21 protein-coding genes and 1 tRNA gene are annotated in these 24,594 nt (G+C 68.7%); 9 read left to right on the plus strand and 13 right to left on the minus strand.

Translation table 11 applies throughout. From position 1 onward, the window contains the following. The first annotated feature begins 213 nt into the window (after nucleotides 1-213). From Q0653_RS11245 to Q0653_RS11255, 3 genes are all read left to right on the plus strand, one after another. On the plus strand, nucleotides 214-591 hold the full coding sequence (locus Q0653_RS11245) for a tyrosine-type recombinase/integrase (protein ID WP_366521988.1): 378 nt from the start codon (nucleotides 214-216) through the stop codon (nucleotides 589-591). A gap of 197 nt (nucleotides 592-788) precedes the next feature. Continuing rightward, the gene (locus Q0653_RS11250) at nucleotides 789-2,180 is read left to right on the plus strand and encodes a DUF2252 domain-containing protein (protein WP_298944652.1); all 1,392 of its coding nucleotides are present in this window, start codon (nucleotides 789-791) and stop codon (nucleotides 2,178-2,180) included. A 150-nt stretch (nucleotides 2,181-2,330) separates the two neighbouring features. Beyond that, a complete protein-coding gene (locus tag Q0653_RS11255) occupies nucleotides 2,331-3,329 on the plus strand; it encodes a hypothetical protein (protein ID WP_298944653.1) in 999 nt (332 codons plus the stop codon). Nucleotides 3,330-3,640: 311 nt separating this feature from the next. Here the strand turns inward: Q0653_RS11255 and Q0653_RS11260 are convergent. The 3 genes from Q0653_RS11260 to Q0653_RS11270 form a co-directional block, all read right to left on the minus strand. Then, nucleotides 3,641-3,713 (minus strand) — tRNA-Met (locus Q0653_RS11260). A gap of 121 nt (nucleotides 3,714-3,834) precedes the next feature. Beyond that, on the minus strand, nucleotides 3,835-5,217 hold the full coding sequence (locus Q0653_RS11265; protein WP_298944654.1) for a threonine/serine exporter family protein: 1,383 nt from the start codon (nucleotides 5,215-5,217) through the stop codon (nucleotides 3,835-3,837). Between the two features lie 8 nt (nucleotides 5,218-5,225). After that, a complete protein-coding gene (locus Q0653_RS11270) occupies nucleotides 5,226-5,624 on the minus strand; it encodes a YccF domain-containing protein (protein ID WP_298744361.1) in 399 nt (132 codons plus the stop codon). Nucleotides 5,625-5,842: 218 nt separating this feature from the next. Between Q0653_RS11270 and Q0653_RS11275 the strand changes: the two genes are divergently transcribed. Genes Q0653_RS11275 through ligD form a run of 3 tightly spaced genes read left to right on the plus strand, consistent with a single transcriptional unit; the run spans nucleotide 5,843 to nucleotide 10,387 of the window. Then, nucleotides 5,843-8,305, plus strand: a complete 2,463-nt coding sequence (locus Q0653_RS11275) for a UvrD-helicase domain-containing protein (protein WP_298944655.1) — start codon at nucleotides 5,843-5,845, stop codon at nucleotides 8,303-8,305. A gap of 19 nt (nucleotides 8,306-8,324) precedes the next feature. Further along, entirely contained in the window at nucleotides 8,325-9,323 is a 999-nt protein-coding gene (locus tag Q0653_RS11280) for an SseB family protein (protein ID WP_298944656.1), read from the plus strand. A 53-nt stretch (nucleotides 9,324-9,376) separates the two neighbouring features. Further along, nucleotides 9,377-10,387, plus strand: coding sequence for a non-homologous end-joining DNA ligase (gene ligD, locus Q0653_RS11285; RefSeq protein ID WP_298944657.1), 1,011 nt, complete (start codon nucleotides 9,377-9,379; stop codon nucleotides 10,385-10,387). On the opposite strand, the gene Q0653_RS11290 is transcribed toward ligD, so the two are convergent. The 3 genes from Q0653_RS11290 to Q0653_RS11300 form a co-directional block, all read right to left on the minus strand. Then, on the minus strand, nucleotides 10,388-11,554 hold the full coding sequence (locus tag Q0653_RS11290; RefSeq protein WP_298944658.1) for an AI-2E family transporter: 1,167 nt from the start codon (nucleotides 11,552-11,554) through the stop codon (nucleotides 10,388-10,390). It lies immediately after the preceding gene. A gap of 54 nt (nucleotides 11,555-11,608) precedes the next feature. Continuing rightward, nucleotides 11,609-12,910, minus strand: a complete 1,302-nt coding sequence (locus Q0653_RS11295) for a threonine/serine exporter family protein (RefSeq protein ID WP_298944659.1) — start codon at nucleotides 12,908-12,910, stop codon at nucleotides 11,609-11,611. 183 nt (nucleotides 12,911-13,093) lie between these two features. Continuing rightward, nucleotides 13,094-14,128: an ATP-dependent DNA ligase gene (locus Q0653_RS11300; RefSeq protein WP_298944660.1), complete on the minus strand. Its 1,035-nt coding sequence runs from the start codon at nucleotides 14,126-14,128 to the stop codon at nucleotides 13,094-13,096. Between the two features lie 209 nt (nucleotides 14,129-14,337). Between Q0653_RS11300 and Q0653_RS11305 the strand changes: the two genes are divergently transcribed. Next, nucleotides 14,338-16,059: an acyl-CoA dehydrogenase gene (locus Q0653_RS11305; protein ID WP_298944661.1), complete on the plus strand. Its 1,722-nt coding sequence runs from the start codon at nucleotides 14,338-14,340 to the stop codon at nucleotides 16,057-16,059. A gap of 143 nt (nucleotides 16,060-16,202) precedes the next feature. On the opposite strand, the gene Q0653_RS11310 is transcribed toward Q0653_RS11305, so the two are convergent. Next, complete coding sequence (locus Q0653_RS11310) at nucleotides 16,203-16,880, minus strand: TetR/AcrR family transcriptional regulator (protein ID WP_298944662.1); 678 nt, start codon at nucleotides 16,878-16,880, stop codon at nucleotides 16,203-16,205. A gap of 149 nt (nucleotides 16,881-17,029) precedes the next feature. Between Q0653_RS11310 and sucC the strand changes: the two genes are divergently transcribed. Together sucC and sucD are read left to right on the plus strand one after the other, a co-directional pair. Then, nucleotides 17,030-18,196: an ADP-forming succinate--CoA ligase subunit beta gene (gene sucC / locus Q0653_RS11315; RefSeq protein ID WP_298944663.1), complete on the plus strand. Its 1,167-nt coding sequence runs from the start codon at nucleotides 17,030-17,032 to the stop codon at nucleotides 18,194-18,196. A 14-nt stretch (nucleotides 18,197-18,210) separates the two neighbouring features. Further along, a complete protein-coding gene (sucD, locus tag Q0653_RS11320) occupies nucleotides 18,211-19,113 on the plus strand; it encodes a succinate--CoA ligase subunit alpha (RefSeq protein WP_298944664.1) in 903 nt (300 codons plus the stop codon). A gap of 67 nt (nucleotides 19,114-19,180) precedes the next feature. Here sucD and Q0653_RS11325 read toward each other — a convergent pair whose 3' ends face one another. From Q0653_RS11325 to Q0653_RS11350, 6 genes are all read right to left on the minus strand, one after another. Beyond that, the gene (locus Q0653_RS11325) at nucleotides 19,181-19,522 is read right to left on the minus strand and encodes a hypothetical protein (protein ID WP_298744385.1); all 342 of its coding nucleotides are present in this window, start codon (nucleotides 19,520-19,522) and stop codon (nucleotides 19,181-19,183) included. Beyond that, on the minus strand, nucleotides 19,507-20,091 hold the full coding sequence (locus tag Q0653_RS11330) for a hypothetical protein (RefSeq protein ID WP_298744387.1): 585 nt from the start codon (nucleotides 20,089-20,091) through the stop codon (nucleotides 19,507-19,509). The genes Q0653_RS11325 and Q0653_RS11330 overlap by 16 nt, the downstream gene beginning before the upstream one ends. After that, nucleotides 20,088-20,675, minus strand: a complete 588-nt coding sequence (locus Q0653_RS11335; RefSeq protein ID WP_298944665.1) for a hypothetical protein — start codon at nucleotides 20,673-20,675, stop codon at nucleotides 20,088-20,090. Before Q0653_RS11335 ends, Q0653_RS11330 begins: the two co-directional genes overlap by 4 nt. Next, nucleotides 20,672-22,036 (minus strand): hypothetical protein, encoded by a 1,365-nt coding sequence (locus tag Q0653_RS11340; protein ID WP_298944666.1) that lies wholly within the window; start codon nucleotides 22,034-22,036, stop codon nucleotides 20,672-20,674. Before Q0653_RS11340 ends, Q0653_RS11335 begins: the two co-directional genes overlap by 4 nt. Before the next feature lie 103 nt (nucleotides 22,037-22,139). Then, nucleotides 22,140-23,072: a hypothetical protein gene (locus Q0653_RS11345; protein WP_298944667.1), complete on the minus strand. Its 933-nt coding sequence runs from the start codon at nucleotides 23,070-23,072 to the stop codon at nucleotides 22,140-22,142. Between the two features lie 19 nt (nucleotides 23,073-23,091). Beyond that, nucleotides 23,092-24,558 (minus strand): NCS2 family permease, encoded by a 1,467-nt coding sequence (locus Q0653_RS11350; RefSeq protein WP_298944668.1) that lies wholly within the window; start codon nucleotides 24,556-24,558, stop codon nucleotides 23,092-23,094. Between the last annotated feature and the right edge of the window lie 36 nt (nucleotides 24,559-24,594).

The raw sequence follows: 24,594 nt of genomic DNA on the forward strand, positions 1-24,594 counted from the left end.
CTACAATCATCACAGGCACCACTCCGCAGTCGGAGCCGCACCCATCAGCAGACTCAACAACCTGCCTGGACATCACATCTAGGCGTCGGTGTCGGATCCGGATAAATGTTGCGTATTCCACGCTAGTTTGCATCCCCTGCTGCGAATCCGCAGACTAGCGCGGAGCTGCGCTCCGTTCCGCTTCCGGAGCTCCTCGAGCTGTCGATCGCGATGATGTGCGAAAGAAAGACCCGCGACGGCCTGCTCTTCGGCGACGGTGTCGACTACGTAGGCCGCCCGCGCTCCTCGGGCGCATCGCGGTCGTGGTTCATGACCGCACTCGATGCGGCGGGACTCGAGCGGATGACCGTCCACGACCTCCGCCACACCGCGGCGTCACTCGCGATCAGCTCGGGCGCGAACGTCAAGGCAGTGCAACGGATGTTGGGGCATGCGTCTGCGGCGATGACGCTGGACGTCTACGCTGACCTCTTCGACAACGACCTCGACACGGTGTCGGTCTCGCTAAACGACGCCCGCAATCGGTCAATGTCGCTGCATCAGCGAGACAGCCCGCCGGTGGGAACGCCGTCGAACGAACCCGACACCTGAACCGGCCCGCCGGGGCCCCCCATCGGTCGTGGCTATTCCTGGTCGGCGATTTGCGACAGGTCGCTGATCGGGCTGGTCACCAGCACTCTCGCGCGGGGCTCACGATGGCGCGCCCCGCCCCGCGGGCGGCAAGGAGTGGGAACTGTGTATGTGACCGTCCGCCCCTGTCGCTCCCCGTCCCGGGGTACCCTGCGCACATGGGCAACGGCGAGCGGCGGTCATCCGCGAGCGAAGCCGGGCGGCGCGTGCGCAAGCGTCTTCCGCGGCGAGACCTGGCCGAGCTTGTCCTCCCCGTCGACCGGGATCCCCTCGGCATCCTCGAGGAACAGCACGCGTCGAGACTGAAGGATCTCGTGCCGGTTCGTGTGGGACGGATGCTGCAATCGCCGTTCGCGTTCTACCGGGGCACGGCGGCGGTCATGGCAGCCGACCTGCGCGGCGCACCCACCACCGACCTCGAGGTCGTCTCGTGCGGCGACGCCCATATCTCGAATTTCGGTTTCTTCGCCTCGCCCGAACGCGCGCTCGTTTTCGACCTCAACGACTTCGACGAGGGCGGCGTCGCGCCGTGGGAGTGGGATGTGCGCCGGCTCACCGCGAGCGTGCACATCAGCGGGCGCGACATCGGCATGAGCGAGGACGCATGCCGAGGCGCGGCCTTCGCCGCGGCGGACGCCTACCGCGAAACGCTGCAGGCCTATTGCCGCCTCTCTACGCGGGAGCGCTACTACTCTCGGGTCGACACGTCCGCGGTCGCCAGTCGCCTGGGCAAGAAGGGCGAGAAGACTGTCCGCGAGGCGGCGAAGAAGGCCCGCGCGCGCACTTCCGAGCGGCTCGTGCAGCGCCTGACGACGTTTTCGGTGCAGGGCGGCATCCGCATCGTCGATCAACCCCCCGTCCTGCGTCACGTCGACCACGCGACCTTGGGCGAGGTCACCGACCTCTTCACCCAGTACCGCGCGACCCTGCGCGAGGACATCGCGTTCCTTCTGGAGCAGTACCGCGTGGTCGACTTCGCCCTGCGGGTCGTCGGTGTCGGCAGTGTCGGCACCCGCTGCTACCTGCTCGCCGTCGAGGGCCCCACCGGCGACATCCTGTTCCTCCAGGCCAAGGAGGCTCCGCCGTCCGTCTTGGAAACGTACGGGGGCCGGCGGTCGATCATCCCCGGTCGCCCGGGCACGACGGATTTCGTCGAGGGCCACCGCGTCGTCGCCGCCCAGCGGATCCTGCAGGCGAATTCCGACCTTTTCGTCGGATGGATGCGTGGCTGGGCCGGTGACTCTGCAGACCGTCACCGGGTGGATTACTACTGGCGGCAGTTCCGCGACATGAAGGGGTCGATCGAACCGGACTCGCTCGACGCCGACCAGTTCCGCTCGTACGGCGCGCTGTGCGCCGCACTCCTCGCTCGGGCGCACGGGCAGTCGCCCGCCTCGGCCGCAATCGTGGGCTACCTCGGCCGATCTGAGGAATTCGCCGAGGCAACGGCGGCATGGTCGGCCGCCTACGCCGATGTCGCCGAGGCCGACTTCGAGCTGCTGCGACGCGCCGTCGCATCCGGACGCCTCCCGGCCGAGACCGGCGTCTGAGCGGGTCCGGACGTCTCTCAGCCGAGTGCGGGTACGCGCGCCCCGAACGCGCTTCGCAAGCATGGTGATGGGCTAGGAACGTCGCGACGTCGAGAACGCCTCTACGCGGGCTCAGCCCACCGCCCTCGACGCGGGGTGTACGTTGAGGAGATGGAGCCGATCCGCGTGGGCCTCGTGGCGGATCCGGCCTCGCCCACCGAAGTCGCTCGCCGAATGACCGACCTCGTCCCGCCGGTCGGAGCTGACGCCGGGGTCTGGGATATCGAGCTGGTGAGCGAACCCTTCACCCGGGGGTCTGAGGACGTTGACATCGCCTTGGCACGGCTACGGGCGCATGCCGAGCAGAAGGAGTGGGACCTCGTCATCGGTGTGACCGAGTTGCCGCTCCGCGACGTGGATGGCCGCTACCTACTTGCCGCGCTCGACCCCCAGCGCCAGTCGGCTGTGCTCTCCCTCCCCGCTCTCGGCGGGTTCCGAGTCCGCACCCGTGCCCGTCATGCCGTTCGAGGACTCGTCAGCGGCATGGCAGAACCCACGATGCCTGAAGAGCAGCGCCTGCCCCTCCCGGGGCTCAGCGCCCGTGGGCGGGTGCTTCTGGGCATGGTGCTGGCGAATCGCCCGTGGCTGCTCGCAGCAGGACTCAAGTCCGGGCTCGTTGCGGCATTGGCAACCGGCGCGATCGCGACGATCGAACCGACGGTGTGGCTGCTCGCCGCGTCACTGTCGGGGTGGCGCCTCGCGGTGGCGACCATCGCGTCCATCGCGATCGTGATCACCTGGATCGTGATCGACGGGAAACTCTGGGACCGTCCCGAAGGCGATTCAGCGCAGGCTCGGGAAAGGTCCCGTCTGTACAACACCTCGACTCTGCTGTCTCTGACGGTCGGAGTCGTCATCTGCTACCTCGCCCTGTACGCAGTGAATCTGGCCTGGGCGCTGTTCGTTCTCGACCCGGCGGTGATGGGCGATTCGCTCGGCACAAAGTTCGACTACGGCGATCTGTTCGTGCTCACCTGGTTCGTTGCGTCGGTAGCGACCATCGGCGGTGCGCTCGGAACGGGCTTGGAGTCGGACGAAGCGATCCGCGCGGCCGCGTACTCGAAGCGTGAAGAGGATCGTCGCGCGCGGCTGGCAGGTGAGCCGGCATAGCAGGGCGCACCGACGCGCGGCCGGGCTTCGTGGCGAACCGACATCCTGAGCGCGATCCGCGAGAGCGCGCCACACCAGCTCGTTGCCTTTCATCGCTCTCCCGGCTTCCAGGTATTCAAATGATCACAGTTACGGGACTACATGTAATCCTGATTACAGGAAAATCGGAAGAGTGATCCACGTGACGAAAACGCGAAACTGGGCGTCGTGGTCAAGGTGTGTCGACCTGGTGTCCGGATGGTCGTCACCGAAGAGGAGCAAAGCGGCCACGCTCCCTTGAAACAATTGGGATCGCGGCCTTTCGTGAAGAGACGCGACGGCGGGAGTCGAACCCACAGCACGACCGGGTATGAACCGGTGCCCGGGACCACCCGGATCGCCGCGATGCCCCGGTCTCCCGGGAACTCTTTCACGCTAACCCGATCCCCCGACACGGTGCGCCTGTGTGTCGCGGGGTTGCGGGATGTGTCGATTGGTGTCGGCTCCCGATCGGGCATCCCGGGGTTCAGAGGGCGGGGCGCTGCATCCGATTCGAAAAACTCGATCCGGCCAGTACCCCCAGCGAGATGGCGACCATGGTCGAGAGTGTGGTCAGCAGGGACGTCGCGGCAGCCCCATCGCCGCCGAGCAGATCGGCAACTCCCACAAGCCCGATCGCTCCGGGGACGAGCAACCAGAAGGCCGGTGTGAAGCTGACGAGGGCGGCAGGGCCGGACGGCTGGCGGGCGACCAGTGCGGTGACCGGGGTGACCACCAGTGCGCCCACGAACGCGGAGAGGACACCGCCGACGGCGAGGTCGGCGAGGACCTGTGCCGAGTAGGCGACGTAGAGGACGAACAGGATCCAGCCGATGCTGCGGGGTGGAGCGCTGCGGTGGAGGGAGATCCCGACGCCGAAGACGGCCACCGCGACCCAGGGGGCGAACGGTCCGAGCGCCTCCGGGTTCTCGGTGAAGTCGAAATCGGGCACCCCGACGACCGCGGCCGCAGTCACGATCCCCGCACCGAGCAAGACGAGTTGCATCGCGCCGGCGGCGAGCCTGCCCGCGCCGGAGATCATCTGCCCGGTGGCCAGTTCGAGCGTTGCCGTCGTCAGGAGCGTTCCCGGCAGAAGCACCACGAGCGGGGCGATCAATGCGGCGAGGATGCCGGCTCCCCACCCCGCGCGGAGCAGCGCGAAGATCACGACGGACACCGTGAAGGCGACCGCGACGGTGATGAGTGCGGTGTAGCGCCGGGGAACGCGATCGCCGACGAGGAGCGCACCGCCGGTGAGAAGTCCGAGCACACTCGCCAGCGCGACCCCGATCCACGTGGCGCCCAGAAGAACAGCAAGCGCCGAACTGAGGAACCCGTAGCCGACCACCCGGAGCGGCCAGGCGTACAGGGGCGCCATCGCGCGGATCCGTTCGATGCGGGTGATGGTCGATGCGGGATCCAGGATGCCGATGCGCACGGCATCGACCGTGCGCTGCACTTCGTCGATCTGAGAGAAGAGGAGCCCGCCGTTGCCGCTGCTGATCGCTCCGCTGCTGCGCTGGCCCTCGCCCTTGGCCGACACCATCAAACCGTTCGGAAAGACGAGCACGTCACTCGCTGGCAGCCGATTGGTGTGGGCGACCTCGCTGAGCGCGAGCTGCACCGTCTCCACGGAGTAGCCGGCATCGATCATCGCGATTCCGAGGGCCTCGGATGCCGCGACGGTTGCGGCGGCATCCGGATCCGCACTGTCGCTGACCGGTACGGCCCCGGTGGTGACGGCGGCTCTCGCGCTGTCGGCGATGTCTTTGCGTCCGCGCCGACGCGTGGCGACGAGCACGATGAGCCCGGCGGTGAGGACGGCGATCGCGGCGATCGTGGAGATCAGCGAGCTGTCCATGGGATTCATCAGATCGTCTACAGGGTGCGGTCGAAGGCGCCCTGGCGCGTGGAAACGATGTCCTTGCCGAGCGGCATGAGGGAGATCGGGATCATCTTGAAGTCGGCGATCGCCATCGGGATGCCGATGATCGTGAGGCACAGGGCGATGCCGCTCATCAGGTGCGCAAGCGCCAGCCACCAGCCGGCGAAGATCACCCAGATCACGTTGCCGATGAACGACGCGACACCGGCGGTGGGCTTGGCGACGATCGTGCGTCCGAACGGCCACAGGACGTATCCGGCGGTGCGGAACGAGGCGATCGCCCACGGGATCGTAATGATCGGGATGCACAGGAGCACACCCGCGAGGACATACCCCAGGAACAGCCAGAACCCGGCGAGTATCAGCCAGATGATGTTGAGCAGTGTGCGCATGCACTCATTCTCACCCGTCGGCTGGGCCGGTGACGAGGGCGATGCGATCCGTATTCAGTCTGTGCGCGGAGCCGAGGGGCGCAATCGCGGCGTGTCGGGCGGTTCCGGCGCCCTGGAGACTGAATACGGAACGGGGGGAGGGGGCGAGCCCGGGCGGGATGCCGCGGCGGCGGCCCGCGGGAGGTGGTGGGGGTGGGGCGACCTAGACTTGTCAGGTTATGAGCGACGCCATCAAGCCCGTCATCGTCGGACCCGCAGGCACGGGATCCGCGCCGGGCTCGGGGCGCCCCGACGAAGACCTCCTCGCGGGCCTCAACGCGCCGCAGCGCGAGGCCGTCACCTACCGCGGTGCGGCGCTCCTGATCGTCGCGGGCGCCGGCTCCGGTAAGACGAGCGTGCTGACCCGCCGCATCGCCTCACTGCTGCGCACGCGCGAGGCCTGGCCGAGCCAGATCCTCGCGATCACGTTCACGAACAAGGCCGCGGGCGAGATGCGCGAGCGAGTACAGCAGCTCGTCGGTGACACGGCGCAAGGGATGTGGATCTCCACCTTCCACTCGGCCTGTGTGCGCATTCTCCGCCGCGAAGCCGAGCAGTTCGGGTTCACGAAGAGCTTCACGATCTATGACTCCGGCGACTCGCGGGCGCTCATCAAGCGTCTCGTGAAGGAGCATGAAGCGGATGCGTTCGGTCTGACCCCGGCAGCCGTCCAGTCGCGTATCTCGAAGCTCAAGAACGAACTCGCCGATGCGGAGTCGTACGGACGCACGGCGAATATGTCCGACCCCGCGGAGCGTCTGTTCGTCGAGATCTTCGGCGACTATCAGCGCGCGCTCCAGAAGGCCAACGCGTTCGACTTCGACGACCTGATCGCGCAGACGGTCTACCTCTTCCGTGCGTTCCCGCACGTCGCCGACGTGTATCGCCGGCGCTTCCGGCACATCCTGGTCGATGAGTATCAGGACACCAATCACGCGCAGTACGCCCTCATCCACGAGCTCACCCGACCGCCGAGTGGCGCTGCCGGCGACCACTTCGAGAGCGGCGGGATGATGATCTTCGACGCGCCGACGCCGCAGGCAGAGGGCGCATCGCTCACGGTCGTCGGCGACTCCGACCAGTCGATCTACGCTTTCCGCGGCGCGGACATTCGCAATATCTCCGAGTTCGAGCGCGACTATCCCGGTGCCAAGGTCGTGCTGCTCGAGCAGAACTACCGTTCGACCCAGACAATCCTGAGCGCCGCGAACGCCGTCATCGGCAACAACTTCGATCGCAAAGACAAGAAGCTCTGGACCGACGTCGGCGCGGGCGAGAAGATCGTCGGCTTCACGGGCTACTCGCAACACGACGAGGCGCAGTTCGTCGCCGACGAGATCGAGGTCCTGCACAAGGCGGGCGTCGACTACGCCGAGATGGCGGTCTTCTACCGCACCAACTCGCAGTCGCGGGCGCTGGAGGAGATCTTCATCCGCTCGGCCGTGCCCTACAAGATCATGGGGGGCACGAAGTTCTACGATCGGGCCGAGATCAAGGATGCGCTCGCCTACCTCGTCGCGGTCGCCAACCCGGCTGATGAGCTCGCGGTCCGCCGCATCCTGAACAAGCCGCGGCGCGGAATCGGCGATGTGACCGAGACGGCGATCGCCCGGTTTGCGGCGGAAGAGGGGATCTCCTTCCGCGACGCCCTGGCCAATGCGTCGGCGCTGGGCGTCGGGCCCAAGATCCAGAAGGCGATCGCCCATCTCGATGCCGTCCTGGTCGAGGCGACCGCGATCATGCTCCCCGCCTCGGGTGAGGTTGCACCCCCGACGGCGGTGACCGACGGGCTGAACGTCTTGCTCGGGGCGAGCGGGTACCTCGATGCGCTGCGCATTTCGAAAGATCCGCAGGACGAAGCCCGCGTGGAGAACCTCGACGAGCTCGTCGCCGTGACCCGCGAATTCGCGCGGAACAACCCCGAGGGCACGTTGCTGGATTTCTTGACGGAAGTCGCGCTCGTGTCGGATGCCGACGACCTCGACGACGCGACCGGTTCGGTCTCGCTCATGACCCTGCACACGGCGAAGGGCCTCGAGTATGACGCTGTCTTCCTCACCGGTGTGGAGGAGGATCTCCTCCCGCACCGGATCTCCGCCGGTGAGCCGGGCGGGCCGCAGGAAGAGCGGCGGCTGTTCTACGTCGGCATCACCCGAGCGCGCCAGCGTCTGCATCTCTCGCTCGCCATGACCCGCGCCCAGTTCGGTGAGGTCACCGTCGCGATGCCGAGCCGGTTCCTGCAGGAGATTCCGCACGATCTGATCGACTGGCGTCAGTCGCCCGGCGACGTCAATTCGCGCGGCGGCACGCAGTCGCGGGCGCTCAACGCGCGGCGGCCCGGCGGAGGGTTCGGGGGCTCCGGTTCCGGCGGCAATCGCTACGGCGACGACCTCGTCCCGCTGCCGAAGCGCGATCGCCCGGCCGGCGACATCTCGAAGTTCGCGAACCGCATCCCCGCGAAGGTGCGCGACAACAGCGACCTCGAACTCGCGGCGGGAGACCGCATCCGCCACGACGACTTCGGTGAGGGACGCGTCGACATGGTGACCGGCGAGGGCGCCAAACGCATCGCGCACGTCCGGTTCGACTCGGCCGGACCCAAGAAGCTCCTCATCAAGATCGCGCCGATCAGCAAACTCTGACCCGGGTTAGGCTCGCACAATGGCTCTGTTCTCCCGTCGCCCGAAGAAGGATGCCGCCGCAACCGAGGTCGCGCCGGCCGAGCCGGTCGAGGTCGCACCGGCACCTGTCGCCGCTGACCTGCCGGACTCGGTTCCGGACGAGTACGTCCCCGAAGTCGGGATCTCGGTGTCGACGTTCGGTCAGCCGACGCCGGTGAAGCGCCGGCCGGCGGCCGCCGAAGCACCGACTCCGACCGAGACGATTCCGGGACTCGTGGACAACGTGGTGCTCAAGGCCGCGCTCGATGCGCTGCCCGACAAGCCCGAGAACCTCGACGTCATGAACGTGATGCGCCAGGCGATGCAGGGGCACCTGTACGTCCGCGTGCGCGGCGATGCCCGCAGTCTGCTTGCCGCCGGGGAACAGCTCACCCTCGCGGTGTCGACGATCGGGGAGAACCGGTTCCTTCTCGCGTTCAGCGGAGGCGCGGCGCTGCAGGCCAGCATCCGCGCCGATGGCGACTCGGCCACGTCGGCGATCAGCCAGCCGGCCGTGAACATTCTGCGAAACGCCGTGGCCGGCCCCTATGCCGGCATGATCCTCGACCACGCCGTGACCGGTTCGCGGATCGTGCTGCCGACACCTCTTATCCAGAAGGCACTGGACGAAGCCGACCCCGAGCTCACGCTCAAGTCTCTCCTGAGCGCACCGCGGCATGAACTGACGGTCCTCGACGTGGTCGATGCGCTCACGCGTGTGAAGCTCTGGGTCGCGGGTGGCAACTCGGACGACGGCGCCCGACTCGGCCTCGCCGAGTCGCGCACGACCGACGGTCAGCGCCGGCTCGAAGTCTTCTCACACCCGCTCGAGGTGCTCGCGATGCGTCGCGGCGATCGGCCGCTGCCGCTGACGGGCGCACAGCTGGGCAAGGCGCTCACGGCGGATGTCGGCCTGACGGGCATCGTGGTCGACCCGGGCGGTCCATGGATCGCGCTGGACCGCGAGCAGCTCGCACCCGTGCTCACCCTCGCCGACTGACCGCGTCGGTCCGAGGCCTATCGCGGTTGCGCGGCGGCGCCTAGGGTCGGGGCATGGCTTCGGAACGTGTGTCCCTGCAGGTCGGTGACCGCGACGTGTCGCTGTCGAGCCCGAACCGAGTGATCTGGCCCGCGCTCGGGATCACGAAGCGGGAGCTCGCCGAGTACACGATCGCCGTCGCGGAGCCGTTCCTGCGGGCGAACGGGCATCGACCGGTGTCACTCGAGCGATTCCCCGACTCGGTCGACGGCGAAGCGTTCTTCTCGAAGAACCCACCGCGCGGAGCTCCGGACTATGTGCATGAGGTGATGTGCACCTACAACAGCGGTCGGAAGCATCCGCAGGTCGTCCTCGATGAGGCCGCGGCGATCGTCTGGGCCGTGCAGATGAACGCGGTCGTCTTCCATCCGTGGGCATCGCTGGCGGACGACACGGACAATCCGGTGGAACTGCGCATCGACCTCGACCCGCAACCCGGGACGGATTTCGCCGATGCCGCGGCCGTCGCGCCGGCCCTGCGTGAGGTGCTCCGCGAAGCGGGCCTCGAGCCGTGGCTGAAGACGAGCGGAAACCGCGGCATCCACGTGTTCTGCCCGATCGAGCCGACGCATGAGTTCCTCGATGTGCGTCACGCCGTCATCGCCGCGGGGCGGGAGCTCGAGCGTCGCCTGCCCGACAAGGTCACCACCGCCTGGTGGAAGGAAGAGCGGGGCGAACGCATCTTCATCGACTTCAATCAGGCGAACCGTGATCGCACGATGGCCGGCGCCTACAGCCCTCGCGCGTTGCCGATCGCGACGGTCGCCACACCCATCACCTGGGACGAGCTGGATGCCGGTGTCGACCCCGCCGTTTTCACCGTGCGGACGGTACCCGAGCGCCTGGCCGAGATCGGCGACCCATGGCGGGATCTGCAGGAGGCCCCCGGCCGCATCGACACGCTCCTGGCGTGGTGGCAGCGCGACGTCGACGCAGGGCTCGGGGAGCTGCCGTTCCCGCCGGAGTTCCCGAAGATGCCCGGTGAGCCGCCGCGCGTGCAGCCGAGCCGCGCGAAGAAGACCTGATCAGTCCTGCAGTGCAGGGTCGCCCGCATGCTTCGGGCGCGCCCACCGGGCGGGCATGTTCGGCCCGTCCCACACCTGCACGATGCCCCAGGCGACCGCGGTGATCGGCACCGCGAGGATCGCCCCGACGATGCCGCCGACGACCGCGCCGACGGTCAAGGCGACCAGAACGACGAAGGCGTGCAACTTCATCGAGCGCCCCATGAGGAACGGTTGGAGGAAGTTGCCCTCGAGCTGGTTGACGAGGACGACGACGCCGACCACGAGGAGCGCGACGACCCATCCGTTGGCGACGAGGGCGACGAGCGCCGCGAGAATGCCGGCGACGGTCGCACCGACGATCGGGATGAACGCGAGGATGAACACGAGTGCCGCAAGCGGCAGGGCGAGCGGCACCTGCAGGATGAGGAGTCCGATGAGGATGCCGATCGCATCGACGGCGGCGACGGCGGCCGTCCCGCGGATGTAGGACCCGAGGGTCGAGACCGTCTTATCGCCGATTCGGCGTGCACGCTCGTACTCCGCGCCGCGGAAGGGGCGCAGGAGGAAGGCCCACATCTGCGGGCCGTCCTTCAGGAAGAAGAAGAGCACCGTGACGAGAAGAATGAAACCGGTCACGAAGTTGGCGACCGCGCCGACGCCGGCCAGCGCACCCGAACCGAACTGCGCGCTCGTGACGAAGTCGGTGAGGGCACCCATCCACTCGTCCAACTGGGCGGGAGAGGGCGCGAAAGGCAGGGTGTTGACCCACGCCACGACATCCTGGAAGCCCTGTTGAGCCTGCGTGGCCAGATCGTCCCACTGGTTCTGCACGGCCCAGACGATGAGCCAGCCGACGCCGCCGAGGAGCGCCACAATGGCGAGGAGCGTCACGAGCGTCGCGACGATCGACGGGACGCCGTGCCCCCGCATCCATCGCATGACCGGCGCGAAGGCCGACGCCAGGATCAGGGCGAGGACGAGGGGGATCGTGACGACCGTGATCAGCTGGATGCCGAAGATCACCGCACCGGCAACCGTTACCACGAGGATCAGCTGCAGGCAGCGGATCGCGAGCGAGCCGAAACCGTCGGCCCACAACCGCCCGAGCGCCCGATCCTGCCGTGCGTCGACGGTCAGATGTCCCGTCACGGGGAGAGGAGACGAGTCACGCCGGAAGATTCCCATGCGATGACGCTAACCGACGTGCGGGTTTTCGTCGCATGGCTTGACAAGGGTCACTCAGGGCCGGGGTCGAGACCACTCGCGTTCGGTCAGCACCCGCGCGACGGTCAACCCGATCGCGAGCGCGACGACGACGAACACCGCCGTGAACCCGTTCTGGATCGCGGCGAGGGTGTCGCCGTCGATGATCCCGGCGATCGATCGGTACGCGGCGGCGCCCGGCACCATGATGAGAACGGCCGGCACGGTGATCGTCACCCGCGCAGCCCGGAGCCGATCGGACACGAAGAAGGCACCCAGGCCGACGGCCAGGGCTGCCGCGGCGGCGGCCGCCGGTGGCGTGACTCCGGCATCCACGAGGGACAGACGCCCGACGTTCGCGGCGGCGCCGAGCGCGGCGGCGGCGAGTGCGATCGCCCACGGCGTCGAAAAGAGCAGCGCGAAGCCGAGGACGCCGACGAACCCGGCGAGCAGTCGCATGACCGACAGCACCGGCTCGCCGAACTGCGGGGATGCCGTCTGCGTCACCGTCGTCTGGAAGATGGCGGCGACGCCCCAGACCGCGGTGCCGGTGGCAAGCAGGATGAGAGCGGCGTAGACGACCCGGGCGATGCCCGCGTTGAGGTCGAGGCGCGCGAGATCGAGCGCTCCCGTGACGAGCGCGAAACCGGGCACGAGATAGAGCACGGCGCTCGTGAGAGCAGCGTCGTGCTGACCGCCCGGTAGCCCGACCAGGGTGAACACCTGCGCGACGGCGAGGTAGATCAACAGCGCGGTGACGGCCGACGCGAACACGAGGAGGAACTCGTTCGTGTGGAGACGGTGCACGAGCATCCGCACACCTTGGCCGGCCGCAGCGGCGACACCGACGGCGACGAACTCCTGCCAGCCGCCGTTGTTCAGGAGGGCAAAGGCCGCGCACGCGAGCGCGGCGGCCAGCACACGCAACGCAACAGGATACTGATGTGGCAGGTGCTCGATCGCATCGAGACGTCGTTGCACGTCCCGGTGGGTCATGCCGGGTGTGAGGTCGTTCGTCAGGCGCTTGAGCTCGGTGATCTTGGTCGCATCGACGCCGGGGCGGCGCACCTCGGCGACTCGCGTGCGGAACATCTGACCACGACTGGCGGTCGCGACGATGTCGGTCATCCCGACGCGGCAGTGGAGATCGTCGATGCCGACCGCGTGCGCGGTGCGCTCCATGCTGTCCCGGACCCGCGCCGACGACGCGCCGGCCGAGAGCATGAGAGCACCGAGGCGCATGACGGCGTCGGTGCGTGCGATGAACTGCACCGGCTCCAGTCGCAGCTCCTCGGTGTGTGTGGGCACCGGATCGGCGTCGCCGGGGAGGCCTGTCATGCCTCGATCCTGGCACCGCTGGAGGGATCTGGCGAACCGCGGTTTTTCACGGCCGCCCCCATTGCCTCGGCCGCGGGGCTCTTGTAATCTCGGGGTCATGAAGTCGCCTCGACGGGGCTTCCGGGCCCGCAGGGCCGGCCGCCGGTGTCCGGCGCCGCTGCGGGCCCGAACCCGTTTTCGGCGTCAGTCCAGGACGTCCGCGAGATCGTAGGCGGGGACCGTCTCGAGTTGTCCGAACGTGCACGAGCGCGGATCGCGATCGGGACGCCACCGGGTGAACTGCACCGTGTGGCGGAACCGGTGGCCTTCGAGCTGGTCGTAGCGGACCTCGAGGACGCGCTCTGGGCGCAGCCGCACGAAGGACACCTCCTTCGACGCGGTGAACCGTGATCGTTCCGATTCGCCCGTGAGGGCATCGCCGTCGTCGTCGCGGGCGACGAGCGGCGCCAGTTCGTCGATGAGCTCACGCCGGCGCGCGTCGCTGAAGGCGGCGACGCCGCCGACGCCGTGTAGCTCGCCGTCCGCGCCGTAGAGACCGACGAGCAACGAGCCCACGCCCTGCCCGCTCTTGTGGGTGCGGTACCCGATCGCCACGACATCTGCCGTGCGCGCGTGCTTGATCTTCAGCATCGTGCGCTTGCCCGGAGCGTAGGGCTGACCGAGCGGCTTTGCGACGACACCGTCGAGCCCCGCGCCCTCGAACTCGGCGAGCCAACGCGCAGCGAGGGCGGCATCCGTCGTCGTGCGGGTGAGGTGTACGGGATGTGGGACCCCGCCGACCAGGTCTTCGAGCTCGGCACGGCGCACCGCGAAGGGCTCGGTCTGGAGATCACGCGAGCCGCGGGCGAGCAGGTCGAACGCGATGAACATCGCCGGCGTCTGCTCCGACAGCAGCGCCACCCGCGAGGCAGCGGGATGGATGCGCGCGGAGAGGGCATCCCACTGCAGATGAGCGGGATCGCCCGCGGCGACGACGATCTCTCCGTCGAGAAGACAGGGCTCGGGGAGAAGCCGCGCACACGCGTCGACGAGTTCGGGAAAGTAGCGGGTCAGGGGCTTGGCGCCCCGCGAGCCGATGACAACCTCCGTGCCGTCCCACGAGACGATCGCGCGGAACCCGTCCCATTTCGGTTCGAAGCTCAGTCCGCCGGGGGTCTTCGCGGGGTCGGGGATCCCGGCGACGGCCTTCGCGAGCATCGGCGTGGGGATCTCGTACATGTCGCCCATCTTCGCGCCCCGCGCAGCCCGGCGCCACGCCTTCGGGGTCGCGTGTGGTCGTGATCCCGCGCGGGAAGCGGCCACACCCGACCCTGAACCCGGGGGAGGGGGCGTCCCCGTGGAGTCCGACGGCCGCGGTGATACTCAGTGTCAGTTACTATGGAGCGCAGTCTCATCGCGCACCCGCGCGCAGATCTCCGAGGAGCACCATGGCCGCCGAGTACCAGCCGCCCACCGGCGACTACGCCTTCTTGTTCGGTGAGGCCTTCGGTGTCGACATCGTCGCGCGCACGACCGGGGGCGACCTCACAGCTGAGGACGCCTTCGATGTGATCGCCGGGGCCGGGGAGTTCGCGGCATCCGTCCTCGCACCTCTGGAGACGGTTGGCGACCGCGTGGGCGCGCGACTCGAGGACGGCCAGGTGCGGATGCCGGAGGGTTTCGCCGAGGCATACCGTGCGTTCGTCGAGGCCGGATGGGTCACCGCCGAAGCGCCGGTCTCGGCCGGCGGCGACGGCCTGCCGGGAGCCGTGCGAGCCGGGCTGGGCGAGATCTGGAACGCCTCCAACGCCGCCTTCGCCCTGTGCTGGCTGCTGACCGCCGGGCAGATCCACGCCCTCGATGCCGCGGCATCCGACGAGATCCGCGAGATCTACCTCAGCAAGCTCGTCTCCGGTCAGTGGACGGGGACGATGAATCTGACCGAGCCGGATGCCGGTACCGATCTCGGCGGCATCCGCACGATCGCGACGCCGTGCGGCGACGGGACGTGGGCCATTCGCGGACAGAAGATCTTCATCACGTGGGGCGACCACGACATCGCCGAGAACATCGTGCACCTGGTGCTCGCGCGCACCCCGGGCGCACCGGAGGGAGCGAAAGGGCTGTCGCTGTTCGTCGCCCCGCGCCTGCTGGTCGGTGCGGACGGCACTCTCGGTGAACGCAACGCCGTCGAGACGGTCGCCCTGGAGCACAAGCTCGGCATCCACGGGAGCCCCACTTGTGTGCTCTCCTACGAAGATGCCACGGGATACCTCGTCGGCGAGGTCGGCGGGGGCCTGGCCGGCATGTTCGTCATGATGAACTCCGCCCGCATCGGCATGGGTTTCCAGGCGACGGGCATTTCGGATCGGGCGTACCAGCAGGCCGTCGCGTACGCGCAGTCGCGCACACAGGGTCGCGTGCTGGGCCGTGGTGTCGGCGCGCCGATCGCCGAGCATCCGGACGTGCGGCGGATGCTGCTGTCGATGTCGAGCCGCATCTTCGCGATGCGCGCGCTCGGGGTCTACGTCGCCGACCTGTTCGACCGTGCGGAGGTTGATCCGACGTTCCTGCCGCTCGCGGAGTTCTTCGTGCCGATCCTCAAGGGGTGGGCGACGGAGGATGCTGTGGCTCTCACGAGCGACGCGATCCAGGTGCACGGCGGAATGGGCTTCATCGAGGAGACCGGCGTCGCGCAGCACTACCGCGACGCGCGGATCATGCCGATCTACGAGGGCACGACCGCCATCCAGTCCAACGACCTGATCGGCCGGAAGGTCGTCCGCGACGGCGGCGCGACCGCCGAGCGCTTCTTCGCGCAGATCGACGAGACCACCGCGCTCCTCCGAGGGAGCGACGAGCCCGTGGCCGTACGTGCGGCCGAGCGCCTCGATCGCGCCGTGGCTGCCGCGCGGCGCGCGACGGGCGACATCATCGGATTCGGCGGCTCGCCCCGCGACGCGCATGCGGTCAGTGTGCCGTACCTCATGCTGCTCGGCACCCTCGCCGGCGGATGGATGCACGCGCTCGCGGTGTCGGCCGTGCTCGCACATCCGACCCCCGACGCGCAGGATGCCGCGCGCCTGGTCGCCGCGGATTTCTACGGCGCGCACCACCTGCCCCGTGTGCACGCCCTGGCCGAGACCGTCGCCTCCGGCGAGACGGTCTGACCCGCCCCGCCCCCGCCCGCCCCCGCCCCCCGCCCCCCCGCGCCGGCCGCGAGACACCGTCGCTGCACCGAGACACGCGCTGCAGCCCGGTGTCTCGGTGCAGGGTGGGTGTCTCGCGGACGGAGGGATGCGGCGCGGGCCGGTCAGAACGCGTCGTGCAGGCGGCGGGCGACCTCGGCGGCCGGCATCCGGCGGGGGAAGACCGCCACGACGACGTCGTCGCTGCGCGCATCCTCGCCGTCAGGGTGTACGCCGAAGCGGTGTAGGAGGCCGTCGTACGCGTCGGTGAGCACCGACTCGGCGACGTCGTCCGTGCCGCGCAGCAACCGACGCAGCACGTGGTTGTGCACGGCCGTCACCGCGGCCGAGAAGGCGACGGCGTCGATCGGGTCGAGCCCCGGCAACGCCGCCCGTAGGTACTCGTCGAACAGGCGCTCGTATTGGAAGACCGTGACGATCTCGCGCTCGCGAAGCGCCGGCACCTGGCGCACGACGGCGTAGCGACGGCGGGCGAGTTCGGGCTCCGCGGCGAAGTGACGGAAAACCTCGACGGATGCCGCACACGCCGTCGCCCACGGGTTCGTTGTCGCTGTCGCATCGGCGTCGGCCAGGAACGTCCGCAGTTGCGCGAGCAAGACGTCGTGGTCGCTGAAGACGACGTCATCCTTGCCCCCGAACTGGCGAAAGAACGTCGACCGTGACACCCCCGCCGCCTGCGCGATCTGCTCGACCGATGTCGCCTCGAATCCCTGGGCGGCGAACAGGTCGAGGGCGGCGGCAACGACGGTGTTGCGGGCGGTGGTCGGAGCGGGCTCACTCATGGGGGAGAGCCTAACGCGCGTGCCAGGCTCGGCATCTCAGGGCGGGCACGGGCATTCAGGTTCGCGTACTAGGCTGAGATACTGGTCGATCTCTCGACATCGAGAGACTTTCGGCACCGAAACCACAGTCGCCCAGCGAAGGATTGCACGTGGATCTCTACGAGTACCAGGCACGAGACCTGTTCGAGAAGTACGAGGTGCCGGTGCTTGCCGGCATCATCGCCGACACCCCCGAGGAGGCGAAGGCCGCAGCCGAGAAAATCGGCGGTGTGGTCGTCGTCAAGGCCCAGGTCAAGACCGGAGGCCGCGGCAAGGCCGGCGGCGTCAAGGTCGCCAAGACCGCAGACGAGGCCTTTGAGGCAGCGAAGGCGATCCTCGGTCTCGACATCAAGGGGCACGTCGTCAAGCGCGTCATGGTCGCCGCGGGCGCCCAGATCGAGAAGGAGTTCTACTTCTCGGTGCTGCTCGACCGGTCCAACCGCTCCTACCTGTCGCTGTGCTCGGTCGAGGGCGGCATGGAAATCGAAGAGCTCGCGGTCGAGCGCCCCGAGGCCCTCGCCAAGATCGAGGTCAACCCGCTGACCGGCATCGACAGCGCGAAGGCGCTCGAGATCGCCCAGGCTGGCGGTTTCGACGACGAGCTGGCGCCGAAGGTCGCCGACGTCTTCGTCAAGCTCTACGACGTGTACAAGGGCGAAGGCGCGACGCTCGTCGAGGTCAACCCGCTCATCCTCGACGCGAGCGGCTCGATCATCGCCCTCGACGGCAAGGTCACGCTCGACGACAACGCCTCCGAGGTGCGTCACCCCGAGCACGAAGAGCTCGAAGACAAGGATGCCGCCGACCCGCTCGAAGCGAAGGCCAAGGCATCCGGCCTCAACTACGTCAAGCTCGACGGCCAGGTCGGCATCATCGGCAACGGCGCCGGGCTCGTCATGTCGACGCTCGACGTCGTGGCCTACGCGGGCGAGAAGCACGGCGGTGTCAAGCCCGCCAACTTCCTCGACATCGGCGGCGGCGCCTCGGCGACCGTCATGGCCGCGGGCCTGGACGTCATCCTCGGTGACGCGCAGGTGAAGAGCGTGTTCGTCAACGTCTTCGGCGGTATCACGTCGTGCGTCGCCGTGGCGGAGGGCATCGTCAAGGCGCTCGAGATCCTCGGGGATGCGGCATCCAAGCCCCTCGTCGTGCGTCTTGACGGCAACCAGGTCGAGGAGGGCCGCGCGATCCTCGCGGCGGCGAACAACCCGCTCGTGACCCTCGCCGCCGGTATGGACGAGGGCGCCGACAAGGCCGCCGAGCTGGCGAACGCGTAAGGGGAATCAGGAACATGTCTATCTACCTCAACAAGGACTCGAAGGTCATCGTCCAGGGCATCACCGGCGGCGAGGGCACCAAGCACACGGCGCTCATGCTCAAGGCCGGCACCCAGGTCGTCGGTGGCGTCAACGCCCGCAAGGCCGGCACGACGGTCGCGCACACGGACAAGGACGGCAACGCGATTGACCTGCCCGTCTTCGCATCGGTGGCCGAGGCGATCGCCGCAACCGGCGCCGACGTGTCGATCGCGTTCGTGCCGCCCGCGTTCACGAAGGACGCGATGATCGAAGCCATCGACACCGAGATCCCGCTGCTCGTCGTCATCACCGAGGGCGTGCCCGTCGGCGACACCGCCGAGGCCTGGGCGTACGCGCAGAGCAAGGGCAACAAGACCCGCATCATCGGTCCGAACTGCCCCGGCATCATCACGCCCGGTGAGGCGCTGGTCGGTATCACGCCCGCCAACATCACCGGCAAGGGCCCGGTCGGCCTCGTGTCGAAGTCGGGCACCCTGACCTACCAGATGATGTTCGAGCTGCGTGATCTGGGCTTCTCCACCGCGATCGGTATCGGCGGTGACCCCGTCATCGGAACGACGCACATCGACGCGCTCGCGGCATTCGAGGCCGACCCCGAGACGAAGGCGATCGTCATGATCGGCGAGATCGGCGGCGACGCCGAAGAGCGTGCGGCGGACTACATCAAGGCCCACGTGACGAAGCCGGTCGTCGGCTACGTCGCCGGCTTCACCGCCCCCGAGGGCAAGACCATGGGCCACGCCGGCGCGATCGTCTCGGGCTCCGCGGGCACGGCACAGGCGAAGAAGGAGGCCCTCGAGGCCGCCGGCGTCAAGGTCGGCAAGACGCCGTCCGAGACCGCTGCGCTCCTGCGCGAGGTCGTCGCGGCGCTGTAAGCCGCACCGTACGACGAAGGGGTGGATGCCGGATCGCATCCACCCCTTCGTCGTACCGGGTCGCCGGTCAGTAGGCGATGGGGCCGTTGTGAGTCGCGGGCATGGCCTGGTACTCCGGCTGCGGCGGCCGGGTGAGGGCGTCGACGAGCTGCGAATCGACGTCGTCGAACGCCTGGGCCACGGCGGCGGCCTGCTCGCGGAGCGCCGAGACCTCTTCGACGAGGTTCCGGCGGTTGTCGTCCCAGCCACCCGCGAAGTCTTCGACGGCGCGGGAGAGCTCGGGCACGGGGATCACCGAGGCGAGACTCGAGGAGTCGGATGCGGCATCCTCCAGCGTCCGCGTGATCCGCTGCATGTCGTTCGCCACCTGCTGGACCTGCTCGGTGTCGAGTCTCAGGCTGCCGGCCATATCGAGCTCCTTCCCTCATCGCCCGGCACGATCGAGATCGCGCGGGCCAGTTCGTCGTAAACGGATCGCAATCGCAGGAACCGCGGGATGTCCGCGTCCCCGATCACGAGGATGATGTCGCGGTCGGGCTGCCGCCAGACCCAGTGCGCGACGGCGCTCACCGTCCCGTCCGGGTCGGCGACATGGCGGACGCTCACCGCGCCGGTGCCGAGCGCGTCGCTCTCGAACGCCTCCACCGTGGGCGGGCGCACCGCGCGCTCATCGAGGACGCCCAGCAGCTCCTCATCGGAGACGTCGAGTCGATGCCACTCGTACACGCTCGCGATCGCCACCTCCACGTGCGGCTGGGTGAGGTAGCCGTACCGGTGTTCCCCCGTGTCGATCCCGCGGGAGAGCCCTTCCGCGTAGGAACGGAAGAGGTCCTGCTGGTCGGCGTCGTAGCCGTGGAGGTCGCTGAGCACGCTCACGAGAGTCGCGCTCCAGTCCTCCAGCCGGGCGTATCCCTGCCACGGGAACCGTGACGGGATGTACATCCAGCGTGCCGGGTCGGCGTCCACGCGCAGGGTCATGCGGGCTCCTCGCTCACGGTCGGCCAGTCGAGCGCTTCGAGCATCGTCTCGACGAGCAGCGACAGGGCGTCCGTCACCGGGGCGAACTCCGCGACGGGTTGGCCGGAGATCGACGCGAACCCGACCAGCAGCCCGCCGTCCGGTGCGAGCCAGGTGTACTCGATCGTGCGCAGGAGCGCGAGCGACTCGGGATCGGCGCCGTCCGTCGGGACGTCGGTGACGACGCGGCGGGCGGGACCGGCATCCGTCTCCCGCGCTTCGCCTCCCGGCGGCAGCACGGGCAGCGCGCCCGTCGCCGTCGGCACGAGGCTGAGCGAGATCGCGGTGGACACCGGCACCTGCCAGGGCACACCGAGGGGCAGCACGACAGCGAAGCAGTCGGCGTCGCGCGCGTCGTCGAGCACGTCGACGAGCCATTCCTCGAGGCGGTGGATGAACGGACCGATGCTGTCGCGCGGGCCACGGCGCCACGCCTCGGTGAAGACCTCGCGGGCGGTATCGCGATTGTCGGCGGCCACCGGGATCGACGCCCAGCCGGGCGGCAGGACGTAGCGGGGCCGCCGTGCGGCGACAGCGGCCGTCACGAACCCACCCGCCAGGTGCTCGCCTGGTGGACGTTGTCGTTGTACCAGTCGGAGGCCCCCTGGAGCGCGTCGCCCACGACGTTGTCCGTGAGGCCGTCGGGAAGGGCGTCGAGGAGGGCGGGCAGACGCTCGCCGAGCGTCGCGTCGGCCTGCTGGAAGACCATGTTCGTGCTGGTGGCGAGCTGCTGAGTGAAGCGATGCGTCTGGCCGAGCGCGGTGAGCGCCTCGATCGTCGCGTTGCTCCCGGTGACGGTGGGGTTCTGCAGCAACCGGAGGAAGTCGGCGTTGCTGCCGCCCTTCGCGGTGATGAGTTCCACGGCCCGGCGGAGGAAGGCCGGCGTGTTCTGGCCGAGCGTGAGGCCGGGGATCGGCGTCTTGACCGAGGTGAGCGCGCCGCTGAGCACGTTGTCGAACTGGTTCGTCACGAGGCGCGAGGCGGCACTCAGGCCGCGCGATGTGGCCTGGGGGAGGGCGTTGCTCACGACGGCGAGCCGGTTGGCGCGCATGAGGTTCACGACCTGGCCCACGCCGCGCGAGGCGATCGCACCGACGCCGAGGGTCGCGACCGCGAGGACGTCGAGGGCGAAATCGACCCACGAGATCTCGCCGGCGGCCGCGAGCAGCAGGCTGAGCCCCGCGGTGAGCAGACCCGCGGCGAGGGCGAACGGTGCGAGCACCGGGAAGACGAAGCTCAGCACCGACAGCACGGCGGTGATGACCTGCAGCACCTGCCGGATCGCCTGCAGGATCTCCGCGTTCTCCTGCACCCAGCCGAGCACGTTGTCGAGCAGCGAGTCGTTGAGGCCGTCGCCGTTCGTCGCGGTCTCGAAGCGCGAGGCGGCGTTCCGCCCCGACTGCCGGAGCGTCTCGAGGATCGTGTTGAAGCGCGTCTGGGCCGACGACAGCGTGCCCTGGTGGGTGCTCGCCCGTGCGTGCATGCGGATCAGCTGCTGATTGAGGTCGATCAACTCGGTGGGATCCGTGATCGACAGGCGCTGCTGCTCGAACTCACGGATCCGCCCGTTGGCGTAGCTCAGCTGCGCCTGGGCGTCGCTCTGCTCCTCGACGATGGGCGCCGCCTGCGCCTGCGCCGTCTCGAGGTCCGTGGCGAAGTCGCCCAGCGCGTCGGAGGCGACCCGATAGCGGTTCTCGAGCGTGGCGAGCTTGTCTGCCACATTCGTCGCGTTCCCGGCCAGTTCGTCGAGCGCATCGCTGCGGTGGTTGCGGGTCTCCGCGATCGCCGTGCGGAGGCCCGAGACGGCATCCAGGATCGCGTCGGCGGTGCGCTCGAAGCGCGACGCGCGCGAGCGGATCGTCGCCGGGTCACCCGGGATCGGGGCGATCGTCGTGGGCAGGTCCATGGCTGCTCCCTTCCTCGACGATGCTATTTCGCCGGGTGGTCGCGGGGCGATGGGGAGGACTCCCCATAGTGCCCTCCGCGACACCCCGCCGCCCGGCGGTCGGTCACGCGGTTCCGATGCGGATGCCGGCGGCGAGGCGGTCGAGGTCGGCCTCGACCGCCGCGAACCGGTCGGGGTCGACGTCGAAGGTCGCCATCAGGATGGCGCGCTTGCCGTCATCCCAGTGCCACGTCGCCGTGACGAGACCCCGCCCCCGGCCCGCGACCTGGCGCACCGTGCGGATGGCGGTGCCCGGCCCGCCGGAGAACGGCGTCGAGCGGGGAGGTGCGGCATCCTCCCCGTCGATCGCGCGCACGAGGGCGCGGGCGAGGCCCAGGTCGTTCGTCGCGCTGTCGTACACGTCGACGGCGAGAGTGCGCGGATCGCCGTCCTGCAGCGTCAGGTGCTGTCGCGAGCGCTTCCAGCGGTCGGCGTCGGCGGTGATGCGCAGAGCGGGGATCGATTCGCGCGCGGACGGCGCTTCGCGCGGACGGCGCGGATCGGCCTTCGGTGCCGGGCGGAACGCCGTAGCCGCGTCGCGGAACGCGTCCCAGACGCCGCGGGAGAGCACCACGAGGAGCGTCAGCACCCAGGGCGCGACCGCGCCGAGCACGACCCACAGGTAGGGGGCGCCGAAGGTGACGGAGGCGGCGAGGGTCGTGGAGGCGCCGAAGGTCGCGACGATGGCGAGATCCCAGCGCGCGCTGAAGATCGAGTCCATGAACTGGCCGCGGAAGCGCCACGTCGCCACACTGAGCGCGAGGGCGCCGAGCGCGGGGATCCACAGCAGCCAGAACGGCGGAGGGAAGGCGGGGTACCCGGGGCCGGATCCGAAGATGCCGCCGGCGTCCGACGAGGGGATGGTCCCCTGGGCGAATCCGATTCCGGCGATGATCGCCACGGGGACGACGAGGATCGCGGCGAGCAGGATGACGATCCATCCGAACGCGCCACGGATCCACTCGGCGGCGATCTCGGGGTCTTTGCGTCTGGTCACCGCACGAGCCTACCGAGCTTCAGCCGAGGAGCATTTCGATCGGTCCGCGGGCGAAGTAGACGACGAAGCCGGCCGCCACGATCCACAGCAGCGGGCTGATCTGTTTGCCCTTGCCGGAGAGCGAACGGATGATGACCCAGCTGATGAAGCCTGCCCCGATGCCGTTGGCGATCGAGTAGGTGAGTGGCATCACCGTGACCGTGAGGAACACCGGGATCAGCGCCGACAGTTCGGTCAAATCGATGTGACGGATCTGCGACATCATCAGTGCACCCACGATGACAAGAGCCGCCGCCGCGATCTCCGTCGGCACGATCGAGGTGAGCGGCGTGAGGAACATCGCGAGGAGGAACAGCACGCCCGTGACCAGGTTTGCGAGCCCCGTGCGCGCGCCCTCGCCGATCCCGGACGCAGACTCGATGAACACGGTGTTCGAGGAGGCCGATGTCGCGCCACCGGCGACGGCGCCGATGCCCTCGACGACGAGCGCGGACTTGAGCCGCGGGAAGTTGCCCTTTTCATCGGCGAGCCCGGCCTCACGCGACAGGCCCGTGAAGGTGCCCATCGCGTCGAAGAAGTTCGTGAACAGGAGAGTGAAGATCAGCATGGTCGCGGCAAGGGCGCCAATCCGGCTGAAGCTGCCGAAGAGGTCGAACTGACCGACCAGGGTGAGATCCGGCAGGCTGACCCACGAGGCGGGAAGTTCGGGGACCGAGAGGCTCCAGCCGCCCGGATTGACGGCGCCGTCGGCGCCGAACTTGGGACCGAGATTCCAGATCGCTTCGACGACGATCGCGAGGACCGTACCCGAGAGCAGGCCGATGAGCAGGCCCCCCTTGACCTTCAACGCCATCAGAACGCCGCACAGCAACAGCGTGACGACGAAGAGGAGGGTCGGAACCGTCGCGATCGATCCCGACGTTCCGAGTCCCACGGGCGGGGAGCCCTGACCGGTCGAGGTCACGAAGCCGGAGTCGACGAAACCGATGAACGCGATGAACAGGCCGATACCGACCGTGATCGCCGTCTTCAGTTCGAGCGGCACGGCCTCGAAGATCATGCGGCGCAGTCCTGTGACGGCCAGCAGCACGATGAGCAGACCGTTGATGACGACGAGCCCCATCGCTTCGGGCCAGGTCACCTGCCCGACGACGGAGACCGCGAGGAAGGAGTTGATGCCGAGGCCCGCCGCGAACGCGAACGGCAGTCGCGTGACGAGCCCGAAGAGGATCGTCATGACCCCCGCCGTCAGCGCCGTGACGGCGGCGACCTGAGTGAACGCCAGGTTGTCGCCGACGACGTCGGTACCCCCGGAGAGAATGATGGGGTTCAGGATCACGATGTACGCCATCGTGATGAAGGTGACGAGCCCCCCGCGAATCTCGGTCGCGACCGTCGATCCGCGCTTGGTGATCTCGAAGAAGCGGTCGAGGCCGCTCGTAGGGGTGGTGCCTTCAGCCCGATCGGCTGACGTGGGTGCGCTCATGGGGATCCTCCTTGAGAAAAGGTAGCGGGTGCGAAC

Origin of the sequence: uncultured Microbacterium sp., from assembly GCF_947488465.1 — a bacterium.
In the GTDB taxonomy this organism is placed as follows: domain Bacteria; phylum Actinomycetota; class Actinomycetes; order Actinomycetales; family Microbacteriaceae; genus Microbacterium.

Coding starts and splice junctions, on each gene's coding strand:
- Q0653_RS11350 (WP_298944668.1), bottom strand. CDS start 24,558: ATGAGCGCACCCACGTCAGCCGATCGGGCTGAAGGCACCACCCCTACG.
- Q0653_RS11275 (WP_298944655.1), top strand. CDS start 5,843: ATGAGCGACGCCATCAAGCCCGTCATCGTCGGACCCGCAGGCACGGGA.
- Q0653_RS11270 (WP_298744361.1), bottom strand. CDS start 5,624: ATGCGCACACTGCTCAACATCATCTGGCTGATACTCGCCGGGTTCTGG.
- Q0653_RS11290 (WP_298944658.1), bottom strand. CDS start 11,554: ATGGGAATCTTCCGGCGTGACTCGTCTCCTCTCCCCGTGACGGGACAT.
- Q0653_RS11330 (WP_298744387.1), bottom strand. CDS start 20,091: ATGACCCTGCGCGTGGACGCCGACCCGGCACGCTGGATGTACATCCCG.
- Q0653_RS11250 (WP_298944652.1), top strand. CDS start 789: ATGGGCAACGGCGAGCGGCGGTCATCCGCGAGCGAAGCCGGGCGGCGC.
- Q0653_RS11310 (WP_298944662.1), bottom strand. CDS start 16,880: ATGAGTGAGCCCGCTCCGACCACCGCCCGCAACACCGTCGTTGCCGCC.
- Q0653_RS11265 (WP_298944654.1), bottom strand. CDS start 5,217: ATGAATCCCATGGACAGCTCGCTGATCTCCACGATCGCCGCGATCGCC.
- Q0653_RS11340 (WP_298944666.1), bottom strand. CDS start 22,036: ATGGACCTGCCCACGACGATCGCCCCGATCCCGGGTGACCCGGCGACG.
- Q0653_RS11325 (WP_298744385.1), bottom strand. CDS start 19,522: ATGGCCGGCAGCCTGAGACTCGACACCGAGCAGGTCCAGCAGGTGGCG.
- Q0653_RS11280 (WP_298944656.1), top strand. CDS start 8,325: ATGGCTCTGTTCTCCCGTCGCCCGAAGAAGGATGCCGCCGCAACCGAG.
- Q0653_RS11255 (WP_298944653.1), top strand. CDS start 2,331: ATGGAGCCGATCCGCGTGGGCCTCGTGGCGGATCCGGCCTCGCCCACC.
- ligD (WP_298944657.1), top strand. CDS start 9,377: ATGGCTTCGGAACGTGTGTCCCTGCAGGTCGGTGACCGCGACGTGTCG.
- Q0653_RS11295 (WP_298944659.1), bottom strand. CDS start 12,910: ATGACAGGCCTCCCCGGCGACGCCGATCCGGTGCCCACACACACCGAG.
- Q0653_RS11300 (WP_298944660.1), bottom strand. CDS start 14,128: ATGTACGAGATCCCCACGCCGATGCTCGCGAAGGCCGTCGCCGGGATC.
- Q0653_RS11305 (WP_298944661.1), top strand. CDS start 14,338: ATGGCCGCCGAGTACCAGCCGCCCACCGGCGACTACGCCTTCTTGTTC.
- sucD (WP_298944664.1), top strand. CDS start 18,211: ATGTCTATCTACCTCAACAAGGACTCGAAGGTCATCGTCCAGGGCATC.
- Q0653_RS11245 (WP_366521988.1), top strand. CDS start 214: ATGTGCGAAAGAAAGACCCGCGACGGCCTGCTCTTCGGCGACGGTGTC.